The organism is Streptomyces luteolifulvus (assembly GCF_008806595.1).
Taxonomy (GTDB): domain Bacteria; phylum Actinomycetota; class Actinomycetes; order Streptomycetales; family Streptomycetaceae; genus Streptomyces; species Streptomyces luteolifulvus.
The window spans coordinates 15,939-27,117 of sequence record NZ_VZRB01000060.1 but is presented as its reverse complement, the minus strand read 5'-3'; the positions used below and the strand labels follow the sequence as shown (position 1 = coordinate 27,117).

Sequence of the window (11,179 nt, the reverse complement as noted above, 5' to 3'; positions counted from 1 at the left end):
TTCTTCGACCTCGCCGACACGATCATCACCGTACGTAGCCTGATCCGCCAGGCATGGACCACCCACCGCTGGGACGAACGCCCGCACCGCCGTCCATGAGTAGTACACGCCTATCTGCGCGACCTCTAAGTGCGGGTGTCGATGTCGGTGGGCCGCAGCGGGTCCGGAGTCCAGTGGACCAGCGCGAGGGCCGCCACGTCAGCCAGTGCCTGGGCCAGGCTGAGATCGGACTCCGGCAGTGCCCCCGGGCGGCCCAGCAGGAGATTGACCGCTCCGATGGTCCGGTGTTGGACGCGGAGCGGCAGGGCGTGGACGGCGCGGTAGCCGCAGCGCACCGCGAGCGGGGCCAGCTGCGGCTACCGGTCAGTACTGGCCGCCAGGTCGGCGGCGTCGACGGGGCGGCCGCTGCGGAAGCAGTCCAGGCAGGGCCCCTCCCCGCTCTGCAGCTGGAACAATTCCACGAGCGCGGCACGCTCTCAGTAACCGTCATCGTGCGCAGGCTAGCCCGGCTGCCGGCCATCATGACCCCGACCGCATCGGCGCCGATGATCTCCACACAGTGGCGGACCAGCCGGTCCAGCAGGGTCACCGGGTCAATATCGTCGGCCAGGGAATCGGCGAGGTCGACGAATGCCCCGGCGAGCTGTGCTTCGCGGTTCATCACCGTTCACCGTCCCTCTGCGCCGTCAGGCCGACCATTTTGCGGGTCGCGTCCTCGGCCCGTCTCTGGGCGGAAACGGAATCTGCGGGCCACGACGTCCGAGGCCACCTCGCTCACTGTGCGGCCCTGGGTGAAGGCACGCGCTCGCATCCGGTCCAGGGCCTGGTCCGGATCCATGCCCAGCTGGACCATGACCATCCCGATGGCTTGGTGGACTTCCGTGTGATCAGCCTCTGCCGCAGCTACCCATGACGCTACTCCCTCCGCCTCCCCTCGGGGGCGATGGGCGGTGACGGAGTGCAGATTCAGCACGGCGAAAGTGACCGCATCCCGCACCAGCAACGCGATCCTCAGGTCACGTTCGGACAGGCCACCGCTTGCCGCGCGGTACAGGTCGAGGGTGCCGACCGCCTGCGCGCTGGTGCCCAGCGGCAGGGAGAACACGGCCCGCACGCCAAGGTGCACGGCTTGCTGAGCGAAGACGGGCCAGCGGTGTGCGTCGGGGCCCTGGCTGAGATCGGCGGCCAGCACGGGTGCGGTCAGCGCCAGCGCGCTCTGGCACGGCCCGTCGCCGAGCGTGTACTGTGCCTCGGCCAGCCGGGCGGCAGTGCTGTCACTGGCGCACCACACGGCATGCAGCGCCTGACTCGCGGAGATGGAGACGGAGGCGCCGCTGATCGGAAGCAGCCGTACGCAGGCCCGGCACAGTGCCTCGGGCACCTGCCGGGCGTCGATTCCCAGTGTGGCGGCCGTCAGGTCTTCGGTGATCCGCCGCCGGTCGTCTTCCTCGGACGGCAGGTCACCGCCTTCCTGGCCACCCTTGTCGTCTCGGGGCTCGGGCCGCATCCGTGTCACCTCCCCAGCCGCGTGCGGTAGGCGGGCATGATCCGTCAGTATGGCCGACCGCAACACCTCAGCGCTCATCTGACCACGCCATCGATGGCGCGGGCACTGGGGCCAGGGCGGCCGGACGTCGAGGCGCCCGGCGATCGATGGCGGCGGGCCGTTCCAGGTCATCGGAGTACCCCCGCTCAGGCTTCACCAACATCCATGCAGGTTCGCTCGGCACTTGCAGGGTGAACGCCCTGTGGCGGGCGGGCTGCCCTGCGGGCGCACAGGCGGGTCAGCGGTGTGCGGCCGGGCACTGGCAAGACGCACCTTCGTCCCCCACGCCCGCCAGGCCGGCTGCCGGTCGCCGCGCGTCATCAAGGAGCTAGCGCACTCGCGGCCAAAGCGATTTGACGGGATCGGGCGATCAGCGATGAGCGGTGAGCCTGGGCAGGCGACCAACGCGACCGGTGGTCAGCGTATGGACCGCACCTGCATCGTCGAGCCCGGGAAACTTGCAGCAGGAGTTGCGTGCGGCCATGCGGGAACTGCGGGACCTGGCCCAGGGAATTCGTCCGGCGATCCTCACTTTCCTCTCAACAGGAGTGTCATGAGGCTGAGTTCATGGCTACAGCGCAGCAAGAACCAGGCAGCACGGGTGTGACAACGGCGGTGGAGAGTGTGCGGGCGACAGTGGCCCCGGCGGGCATCGTGCTGCCGTCTGTGGGGGCGGTTGCGGCGTCACCCTCGCCGAGCCTGATCGTCCTGGCCGGGTCCGCGACGTCGCCGTCCGGCTGACCAACCCTGTGGGGGGGGTGCACATGAACGGGTATACACCCCAGATCGGTGATCTCGTATGGGACGAGGGCGCGCGCACGGTCGGCCGGGTCATGGACAGGGTGGGCACGTACTGGCAGCTCAAACCCCTGGACGGCGGGCGGGAATGGGACGCCCGCGGCCCTTTGCGGCCCGCCACGGCGGCCCAGAGGCTGGCGGCAGGGGTTGCCCTGGCCAACGCCCGAAGTCGCGGCAGGCCACGGTGAGCCTGCCCACCGATCGGCCGCCGCTGTCGGCCGAGTGCACGCTCGCCCGGCAGCCGGGCTACCAGGACCTGCACCGCGCGTGCACCCAGACGAAAGACGTGCCCCTGCCGCACGCGCTCGACGTGCTGCTGATACGCCACTGCGGCTGCTCCTGCCACGACCTGAGGCGCGACGACTGGTGCGAGGTTGGCGAAGTCGTCGGGGACAGGCACCGCGCAGGGTGAGGTGCTGTTTGTCGTGTACCAACAGGAGGTCGCCGGTGAGCGGGGCCAGAACGCCGACTTCCTCGGCCTGACCGGCGAGGAGACGTTGTCCATGGTGAGTCTCACTGAGCGCAACCGCGAAGAGGGGCCGTATCGCTGCCGAACGGGGTTGCGAACCTTGGGTGTTTACGGGCTGTCAGGACATCGGCCACCGCCGCCCGCGTCGACTCAAAAGCAAGGCAGCAGCTGGGCAGCCCCGGCGTGGTTGAGCAGGACGGGAAAGTAGCCGCCGGCAGCCCCGTGTCCTCGCCGTTCCCTGGAGCATAAAGCGGCGTGATCAAGCCTGCGTGGGAGGACGCCACCTGGTTTGACCGTCCTCGTCGAGTGCGTAGTCCTCCAGCCGGGCTCCCGGCGCTGGCATGTGCGCGCGGTCCGGCACTGGATCCTTCTCCAGCCCGAACGCCACTGCGCCGTCGTCTCGCCTTTCATCTCCGCCCAGAACGGGGAAAACTATCTGCAGATGATATCCGCCCGGGATCTTTTCGGGGTTGATGCGGACGACTTGCTCACCGTCCACCACCCCAGACACCGAAAGGACGTCCAGCGCACCATAGCCACCGGTGTCGGGGCCGAGGTCGCCACCAGCAGCCTGGCGTGATACGACGGGGCAGCTGGGATCGCCTTGGTATACGCGGGCCCGGACGCCGAGGCGATCGAGGTCGCGCTGCAACGCTTCTACATCCGGCCTGCCATCGCCATCTTCCCTGATGACGACCTCGACAATATTGGGAGATTCTGAGTCAAAGCGGTCTGTCATGCTGCTCCTTTCGGCAGTGGCCCCATAGTCGCGTGTGAATCAGAGCCATCAGGTTGCCCCTTGCGCCTGGGGGCCACCTCTGCTCATCTCAGCGCAGGCTGCTATCCCGCTGCGTCACCCTCTGGAGTGATCTGACCTCTCGTACTCACGTAGGGGTAGCGTGGTCGAAACCAGTAGGGGCTGAACGTCATGTCAGCATCAGACACAGGGCACATAGCTTCCACAGCTGGTGCTCCAACGAGCAGGTCATCTGCCACCCCTGCGGCCCCGGTCACCACGACCAGTGCGTCAGCGCCAGCGGCGCCCGCCTCGTACGCCGGCACCATCACCGACCGCGGCGGATTCGTCGTCGCCGTGATCCACTAGGGGCCGGCCAGCGGCCCTGCCGGTGGTTTGCCCCCGCCCCACCCGTCGACGGCGGCACCGTTGACCCTCCGGCGCGACCACGGACTTTCTCCCTGCAGTGTGGATCGAACTGCTGTATGCCCTCAGCGTAATCCGCTCCCCTTGATCTTCCTCAAACCGCGCCCAGGGCGATTTGCTTCTCCTGGTCGTCTGCCAGGAAGTTGGTGATCCGGCGGGACCGAGCGCGCCGGAGGCCGCTGTACGACTTCCACCAGCTGACCGGAACGGCCGACCTGCAGCTGGACCACGCCGTCCGGCTGCTGCACGAAGCCGGTCACCCCGAGTGGGCCGAGCAAGTCCGCTCGCAGGTCCTGGGACGCAACGTCATCCCGGGGCACTGACGTTCCAGATCCCCTCAGGCCTACAACGCCACGTGCTACCGACCGTTCCAGCAACTGGAGGCGAGCGCGGTGCAGCCTGGTAGACCGTGGCAGCACCCCCGGCCTCCAGAGCCGGCCTCCACTTCGGCACCGCCAGTACCCCCACAGTCCGTCATTCCGCCCCCGCGAACGGCGACACCTCTTCCGCCGCGGGCGGCGCATCCCGCACCGTTCCTCCCGGCTCACCGGCAGTCATCCTCGCCAGGAGCTCGCCAGCCGTCTCCCGGGTGATCACCAGCCGCGACAGCCGTTCACGTTCAGCCTCCAGCCGCACCATCAACTCGGCCATCTGGCTCTCGAGTTTCTTCTACATGCTTCCGGACCACGGCCTCCTCGGCCTAGATCGCATCGAGCAACGACCCACCGGCACCGCCCCCTCCCGTCAGGAAGAGACCTGCCCACCCACACCCCAATCAACATCCCCCCAGGTCAGCGGATCCCTCGAAACGAGCCGCACCCAAGTGCGTTGGATGGCCACGCAACCGACGGGCCGACCATGGGCGCGTGATCGAGGTACGCCTCAAACCTGCCCACCGGCTACATTGCCCTCGCCTGCGCCAGAGAAGCCCGCTGCTCGCTGCACACCCACCAGGCCCGGGGCCCCCAGGCCGCTCACGCCGGGGCGCCCGCCACTCCATCAGGGCCTCCCCAGCCGCAGCGGCACTTTCTGCCACGGCCTTCATCGCACACGAGGCGGCTCAGCCCCCATCGTGAACACGGAGACGAACCGGGCCAAGAACAGGTTGAAGACGAAGGCGATCGGCCACCGCGATCAGCACCGTTCGACGCCTGGAGCGACTGCCAGAAGAACACGTCGCCGCGGATGAGCTCAGTGGGCACGCCGGTGCTGACGACCTTCTCTCCGGTCGGCGAGATGAAGGACAGGGCGTAGATGAATTCGCTCGCGGTCAGCGTGAAGGCGAAGACGACCACCGCGACGATGCCGGGGTACAACAGCGGCAGGACCGTGCGCAGCAGCGCGCCGAGCTGGCTGTAGCCGTCGACCATCGCCTGCTCCTCGATGTCTCGGGGGAGGGCTTTGAGGAACCCGATCAGCAGCCACGTCGACACCGGGATTGTGATGGTCGAGTAGATCACGACCAGCGACCAAGCCGAGTCCTGCAACCCCAGCCTCACGGGGTTCCGTGAGGGTGCACATGACTTGATACGCGGAGGGGCACAGATCGGGGCGCGCAGGGTGCTCGATCTCGCCTCAGGTGGATTCGTCGAGCTGCCATTCCCGGAGGCCGGTGACTACTCGAATCCCATGACGCCGGCCAGAGCCTTTTCAAGTTCGAACAGCGTGGTCCGGGTCGGGCCGAGCAGCGCATAGCGCCAGGATCGGCCGTCGGAGGGCGCATCCCCGTACAGGACCACGCCCCTGGCTGGTCCCGGCGTGTTCGGCGCCCAGGACAGGCCGGCCCGCTCCAATAGGCGAACCGCCTCCTCGAAGTCGTGGGCCGCCCGGGTGCGACGCCTGCCGAGCAGCCACGCCGGCGTGTCCAGGCCCGCAGCACGGGCCAGACGAGTTGCCATGAACTGCGCCGTGGTGGTGGCGGTGCGGCGGACATTCGTCTCCGTCGCGTAGAGGTGCCCGTCGGCGGCGAGGATCGCGTCCACCCCGCACGGTCCGAGGTAGCCCAATCGCCCCAGATGCTGCCCCAATGCCATGCCCCACTGCTCCAACTCCGCCGCTACGGCGCCTCCGGACTCGCTCAGCGGTGAGACATAGCCGGTGCAGGAGCCGTGTTGGACACGCATCTGCCCGCAGAACACCACTCGCGGCCCTGATACGTCCACGTATATCTGGATGCTGACCGACCGGACCACATCGAGGTGCTCCTCCACTACCCATGTCGCGGCGGGCTCGCCCCGAGGGACTGTCAACGCCGTTTCCGAACGCGAGAGGAAGCGGAGCCCGTGGCCGCCTGCGGAGCGGTCCGGCTTGACCACAATTTGCTCGTACTGCCCAAGCATCGCGGTCGCGGTCGCTTCAAGAGCCCGCCCCTCACACACGTGACCCGGGGGCACACGTATGCCCAGATCGTCGGCGAGAGCGCGGAATCCGGACTTGGTGTTGAGCCGATGGACCGCCTCCACGGCTCCTCTCCTCGGGCCTTGCGGGCCGTAAGGAGCAACCGTCACACCCAATCGCCGTGCGAGAACGGCTGTGGAGGCGTCGAGGACGAGGGGCAGAAGCGCCGCCCCAGGCCGCTCGGCCACCAGATGGACGAGCGTGTCCGTCAGTCCTGCATGGTCCAGGGCTTCCGCCATGGGCAGCCCCTCCACCGCTGGCGCCGTCATCACCGTCAGCGCCCGGTACGGCACCCCCAGCAGCCCGCAGGCGTAGCGGCGGAACGCCTCGCTCGGCTCAACGGGCGTGACGAGCACGTCTCCTGGCTGCAGGAGCCAGATCTTGCGCGGCGCCTGCGCCGCCCAATGGGTCAGGACCTCGTGAGCGGCGAGGCTGACGGCGACGTCGGAGAAGAAGTTCGCGTAGACGATCAACGGGCTTCGGTCCTGGTCCACGAAGTATCCCTACCCCGCCCGACCACCTCACTCGCCGGCGTCGACGGCCGACAGCTCCGGCCTCGAAGGAGGAGCCGGGTCGCAACAGAGCAGGAGATCGGACAGAGGTAAGTTACGGGCACCAACCAGCGAGAAACCGGACCTGCTACAGGCGAACGGGGCGAAGCCGGTTACTCCGCAGCCGTAGTGCACGGCTAGATGCACGGGCCGCCTGTGCAGTCGATGGTCATGCCCCGAGAGCTCGCGACTCTGGGACTGTGCGGCGGGCAGGGATGGTTTTTCATGCTGGCTGTCCCTGAGGCTCAGGCCGCTGATCCTCCTGTCCCGCTACTTCCTCCGGACTGCTGGCCCTGCGGACCATCGCTGGCTCATCGCGGTCATGAGGGCGCTCTCCTCTTGCCGTCAGCCTTTGGGAGACGCGACCCAGGTGGGCCGCCGGTGGGTCGTGGGTGACGGACCTGCTGGCCCACCGATTCCGGTTTGTGGTGCATGTACTTCGTGTGGTCGTTTCCCCACAACGGCGTGCCGCGGGTGCGGTCGCGCCTGAAGGGACCTTGGCGCGGGTAGCCGTACGGAGAAGGACCGGAAGGAGCCCCCGCGGCCGGGTTCGCCGGGTTCGCGCTGTATGTGGCCAACTTCGGTTCGTACAACAAGACCTACGGCACGTTCGCCGGGATCATCATCTTCCTGATCTGGCTGTGGATCACCAATCTGGCGATCCTTCTCGGTCTGGAGTTCGACGCCGAGACCTCGCGCCAGCGCGCCATCGCCGACGGCCACCCCGAGGACCGGGAGCCGTACGTCGCACCTCGCGACACCCGCACCTGGAGCGAGCAGGACCGGCGCCGCCTGGGTGGGACGTGACCACCCCGCGGTTGATCACGGGTGGAGGCCGATGGCGGGGTACCTGCTGTTCATGAGGTTGCTGACGGGCTGCGCAAGGCTTACCGGCTGCTGACGAAACAGGCGGCCTCCGACGTTCCGCCGGGCATCACCGAAGCTCTGTCGGCGGTGGAAGAGGCCCCCGAGGGCGCCAAGCTGTGGTGCGGCGCCGCCACAGTCCTGTTCTGGCTGGGTGGATGGCGCGGCCGTCTGTGCTGGCAGTCTCGTCGACCCTCCGGCGACAAGACGCCGAGATACTCAGTAGTGGCTGCGTCTCCTTGCCTGCCGGTGTGCGTTGGGTAGTCGACACGACGCGCGCCACGTATGTCGGCGGTCGTCATCCGCAATCCCCGGCCCGGGTCGGGCCGCACCTCTCACCCGGCCAACCGGCCGGTGACGGCGGCCCCGGGGGCCTCATAGCTCTGTCAGGCCCGGGGCCGTCTTCGCGTCTGGCCTGCCGTCGGGCAGCGGCCCGGGCTAGTTAGGGACGGGGGACCAGAAAGAGGCCCGGGGCAGCAGCGGCAGCCCCGCAGCGGACGGCGGACATGAGGCGGGGCTGGGTGATCACGTGGTGAAAAAGATCGACGGGTTCCTCCTGCTCTGGCCGATTGGGGGTACTCGCACGCTGATCGGACGGCCGGATGCGGCCCGGTCGCAGCGAACGAAGCAGACGGGAGGTGAGCGCCGTGACGCACACACCACCGAACTACGTCGGCCCCGGCAAGGACACCCACTCCTCCGGCACGGAGCCGGTGAGCGAGCTGGTGCAGCGGGCTTCGCAGCAGCTGACGGAGCTGGTGCGCGGCGAGCTGCAGCTGGCGCAGGCTGAGATGAAGGAGAAGGGCAAGCGCTACGGCAAGGGCGGCGGCCTGTTCGGCGGCGCCGGCCTCGTCAGCTTCCTGATGCTGCAGGCAATGGTGGCCACCGCGATTGCGGCCCTGGCGGTGCCGCTGCCGGTGTGGGCCGCAGCGCTGATCGTCACCGCCGTGCTGGGCGTGATCGCCGCGGTGATGGCCCTGACCGGGAAGAAGCAAGTCAGCCAGGCCGGACCGCCCACGCCCGAGCAAACAGTAGACAGCGTCAAGGCCGACGTGGCCGAGATCAAGGGGAGTGCCCAGCGATGACCCCCAGCTGCAACAGCGGTTGGGGGAGGGACCGTGTTTCGATGCCGCCCGCAGCTCGCTGGGCGAGCGGGTATTCCGTATCGCGGACCTCACCAGCGAGCACCAGCGCTGGCCCGCCTACGCCCCGCGGGCCCACGCGCTCGGAGTGGGCAGCATGATGGGCTTCCTGCTGTTCACCGAGGAGGAAGACCTCGGCGCGCTGGACCTCTACTCCCGCAAGCCCGGCGCGTTCACCCAGGCCAGCGAGCTGGCCGGGTTGCTGCTCGCGTCCCACGCGGCGGTTGCCTTCTCAGCCGCCCGCACCCATGCCCAGATGGAACGGGCCGTAGCCACCCGGCACGTGATCGGCGAGGCCATGGGCATCCTCATGGGGCGGCACCGCCTGGACCAGGAGGAGGCGTTCGGCGTGCTCCGCCGCTACTCGCAGGAGAACAACATCAAGCTTCGTGAGGTCGCCCGGATGGTCTGCGAACAGGGCAACCTCCCGTGACCCTGGCGGCGGCTTCCCCGGCTCGTTGACTGAACCAGAGAAGCCTGGGCCGGGCCAGCCCCATGGGCACGCTGCTGAATCCGGCTTGCCCACCAAGTCCCCTGCCCGGCCATACCCCACACTTCGCAGCGGGTCGACAAAAGCTTGAACCGGCCGGTGAGAGGGCAGCCCCAAGACGTCATCGTTCGCTGGGGCCCGGGCGGGCGCTGTGTCAGCGCCCGCCCCCTGGTTCGAGGCATGTCCGAACATGTCGACGCCCCCGACGAGTCGGTCCGGCAGCTGGTCAAAGCGGTCTCCGCGTGCCGAGGTGGGTTGCCGGAGCTCTCATTCTGATGATCACTCTGATGGCGGTCACCCCTGCTGCCTCTACCTGACCCGCCTGGGTCCCTTTCTCGGAGGAGGTCGACCTCGCCCGGCCCGCAGAGGCGAGGGCCTCCGTGTGGGGCCGGGATCATCGGGTGTCAACGGCCGAGCACGTTCTCCAGCTGGCGCTTGGTCATCGAGGAGCGGCCCTGGATGTTGCGCTTCTTGGCCTCCTCGTACAGCTGATCCTTCGTGGGCCCCTGCGAGCCGCTGTGCGTCCACCGCGCTGGGACGCCGACTTCGGGTCACGGGTCGAGGTCTTGCTGGCGGTCTTGGACTCGCCCGACCTGGCCCGCTCCTTGTTCACCGTCCGCGACGCGATTTCCTTGGCCCGCTTGGGCGATTCGCCGCGGTCCTGGGCGCTCTTCTTGATGTGTTCGTACTGCCGTTCCCTTTTGGAGCTCGATCCGGCCGGCATGGTCGCTCTCCTTCCTCACCAGCTGAGATCCCACGTATGAGTGCCGCGAAGGCGGTCCGTACTTGCTCACGGAAGGTCGGCCTTCTGGTCCGGCGGCACGCCGCCGCCTTCTCCTCCGCCCTTGTTGTCCTTGTCGGTACCGTGGGCGCCTCCACCCCAGCCTCGCTCTCGCGCCTGCGTTCGGCGCTGTGCAGTGGTGTGGCACCGCCCTTGTGGCTGCGTCGCTGCTCGGGCTGCTGTGGGTTGGACACCCTATTCTTGCCTCTTTCGCTCAAAGCACGAGTTCCCTGATGCGATGAACCATTCACCCCACGCGACAGGGCAGAGACCCACGACCGGGCGGCCACGGCGTCCCCGCACGGCGGAACGGCCGAACTCCTAAACGGACCTTTGAGACTCGCTGTCCCCGCCCGGCCTTCGCACTCTGTCGCGCGTCATCAACTCCCCTCACTCGCCGGCCTGTGGCAGCTGATCTTCGAGGACGACGTGGGCGGCGGCCTCTTCCCCGCCCGCGGCTCCGCCGTCAATCGACGAGTTCCGCCTACGGAACCCAGAACGGAGTGACACCGCTTCGAACGGGCACTCGTATGTCATCAACGAGTGGGGGTGCATACCTCTCATGGAGATCTCAGGCGTCATCAGCGCGATCGTCATCGGCATCGTGATTGGTGTCCTCGGCCGACTTGTCGTGCCCGGTCGGCAGCGCATCGGCATCCTGTGGACGATCGCGATCGGCATCGTGGCCGCCTTCATCGGAACCGGCATCGCCTCCGGTCTCGACGTCGCCGACACGAAGGGCGTCGACTGGGGCGAATGGCTCTTCCAGATTGCCCTCGCGGCTCTTGGCGTCGCAGCGGTCAGTAAGGTGAAGCTGCGCCGCTAACCGCAAAGCGGCTTTCAGCGCCCGCCGCAGCCCCGGCAGTCGTGCAGCCACTGCCGAGGCTGATTCGGCGGGCCATTCGCTGATCACGAGCTTGTTCTTGACGGCGGTAGCGCGCCCGGTCGGCCTGGTGACGTCCAGTGGGGCAGAGCACTT

11 protein-coding genes and 5 pseudogenes are annotated in these 11,179 nt (G+C 68.1%); 9 read left to right on the top strand and 7 right to left on the bottom strand.

The window, feature by feature from the left end; all coding sequences use genetic code 11:
* Positions 1-99: pseudogene (locus F7R91_RS39860) on the top strand (IS5/IS1182 family transposase); the annotation flags it as partial.
* 26 nt (positions 100-125) lie between these two features.
* On the opposite strand, the gene F7R91_RS39855 reads toward F7R91_RS39860, so the two are convergent.
* Positions 126-335 (bottom strand): GAF domain-containing protein, encoded by a 210-nt coding sequence (locus tag F7R91_RS39855; protein WP_191971863.1) that lies wholly within the window; start codon positions 333-335, stop codon positions 126-128.
* A gap of 332 nt (positions 336-667) precedes the next feature.
* Complete coding sequence (locus F7R91_RS39850; protein ID WP_150958512.1) at positions 668-1,507, bottom strand: GAF and ANTAR domain-containing protein; 840 nt, start codon at positions 1,505-1,507, stop codon at positions 668-670.
* A gap of 803 nt (positions 1,508-2,310) precedes the next feature.
* Between F7R91_RS39850 and F7R91_RS39840 the strand changes: the two genes are divergently transcribed.
* A complete protein-coding gene (locus F7R91_RS39840; protein WP_191971862.1) occupies positions 2,311-2,532 on the top strand; it encodes a hypothetical protein in 222 nt (73 codons plus the stop codon).
* A complete protein-coding gene (locus F7R91_RS39835; protein WP_150958510.1) occupies positions 2,529-2,756 on the top strand; it encodes a hypothetical protein in 228 nt (75 codons plus the stop codon). The genes F7R91_RS39840 and F7R91_RS39835 overlap by 4 nt, the downstream gene beginning before the upstream one ends.
* 316 nt (positions 2,757-3,072) lie before the next feature.
* On the opposite strand, the gene F7R91_RS39830 is transcribed toward F7R91_RS39835, so the two are convergent.
* Positions 3,073-3,552, bottom strand: coding sequence for a hypothetical protein (locus F7R91_RS39830; RefSeq protein WP_150958508.1), 480 nt, complete (start codon positions 3,550-3,552; stop codon positions 3,073-3,075).
* A gap of 53 nt (positions 3,553-3,605) precedes the next feature.
* Between F7R91_RS39830 and F7R91_RS44475 the strand changes: the two genes are divergently transcribed.
* Entirely contained in the window at positions 3,606-4,049 is a 444-nt protein-coding gene (locus F7R91_RS44475) for a DUF6248 family natural product biosynthesis protein (protein WP_225321077.1), read from the top strand.
* An 84-nt stretch (positions 4,050-4,133) separates the two neighbouring features.
* Positions 4,134-4,373, top strand: a pseudogene (locus F7R91_RS39825) (hypothetical protein); the annotation flags it as partial.
* Between the two features lie 76 nt (positions 4,374-4,449).
* Here the strand turns inward: F7R91_RS39825 and F7R91_RS42390 are convergent.
* From F7R91_RS42390 to F7R91_RS39815, 3 genes are all read right to left on the bottom strand, one after another.
* Positions 4,450-4,626, bottom strand: a complete 177-nt coding sequence (locus tag F7R91_RS42390) for a hypothetical protein (RefSeq protein WP_191971864.1) — start codon at positions 4,624-4,626, stop codon at positions 4,450-4,452.
* A gap of 323 nt (positions 4,627-4,949) precedes the next feature.
* Positions 4,950-5,474 carry an ABC transporter permease subunit gene (locus tag F7R91_RS39820; RefSeq protein ID WP_225321076.1) on the bottom strand — a complete coding sequence of 175 codons (525 nt, stop codon included), beginning with the start codon at positions 5,472-5,474 and terminating at the stop codon, positions 4,950-4,952.
* A 117-nt stretch (positions 5,475-5,591) separates the two neighbouring features.
* Positions 5,592-6,866 (bottom strand): preATP grasp domain-containing protein, encoded by a 1,275-nt coding sequence (locus F7R91_RS39815; RefSeq protein ID WP_150958504.1) that lies wholly within the window; start codon positions 6,864-6,866, stop codon positions 5,592-5,594.
* Between the two features lie 609 nt (positions 6,867-7,475).
* Here F7R91_RS39815 and F7R91_RS39810 point away from each other — a divergent pair.
* The 3 genes and pseudogenes from F7R91_RS39810 to F7R91_RS39800 form a co-directional block, all read left to right on the top strand.
* Positions 7,476-7,730: pseudogene (locus tag F7R91_RS39810) on the top strand (YhjD/YihY/BrkB family envelope integrity protein); the annotation flags it as partial.
* A 770-nt stretch (positions 7,731-8,500) separates the two neighbouring features.
* Complete coding sequence (locus F7R91_RS39805) at positions 8,501-8,872, top strand: phage holin family protein (protein WP_150958520.1); 372 nt, start codon at positions 8,501-8,503, stop codon at positions 8,870-8,872.
* A 1-nt stretch (position 8,873) separates the two neighbouring features.
* A pseudogene (locus F7R91_RS39800) lies at positions 8,874-9,362 on the top strand (ANTAR domain-containing protein); the annotation flags it as partial.
* A gap of 461 nt (positions 9,363-9,823) precedes the next feature.
* On the opposite strand, the pseudogene F7R91_RS43485 reads toward F7R91_RS39800, so the two are convergent.
* Positions 9,824-10,143, bottom strand: a pseudogene (locus tag F7R91_RS43485) (plasmid stabilization protein).
* Positions 10,144-10,762: 619 nt separating this feature from the next.
* Here F7R91_RS43485 and F7R91_RS39785 point away from each other — a divergent pair.
* Complete coding sequence (locus F7R91_RS39785; protein ID WP_150958500.1) at positions 10,763-11,026, top strand: GlsB/YeaQ/YmgE family stress response membrane protein; 264 nt, start codon at positions 10,763-10,765, stop codon at positions 11,024-11,026.
* The last annotated feature ends 153 nt before the right edge of the window (positions 11,027-11,179 follow it).

Coding starts and splice junctions, on each gene's coding strand:
- F7R91_RS39785 (WP_150958500.1), top strand. CDS start 10,763: ATGGAGATCTCAGGCGTCATCAGCGCGATCGTCATCGGCATCGTGATT.
- F7R91_RS39850 (WP_150958512.1), bottom strand. CDS start 1,507: ATGCGGCCCGAGCCCCGAGACGACAAGGGTGGCCAGGAAGGCGGTGAC.
- F7R91_RS39840 (WP_191971862.1), top strand. CDS start 2,311: ATGAACGGGTATACACCCCAGATCGGTGATCTCGTATGGGACGAGGGC.
- F7R91_RS39830 (WP_150958508.1), bottom strand. CDS start 3,552: ATGACAGACCGCTTTGACTCAGAATCTCCCAATATTGTCGAGGTCGTC.
- F7R91_RS42390 (WP_191971864.1), bottom strand. CDS start 4,626: ATGGCCGAGTTGATGGTGCGGCTGGAGGCTGAACGTGAACGGCTGTCG.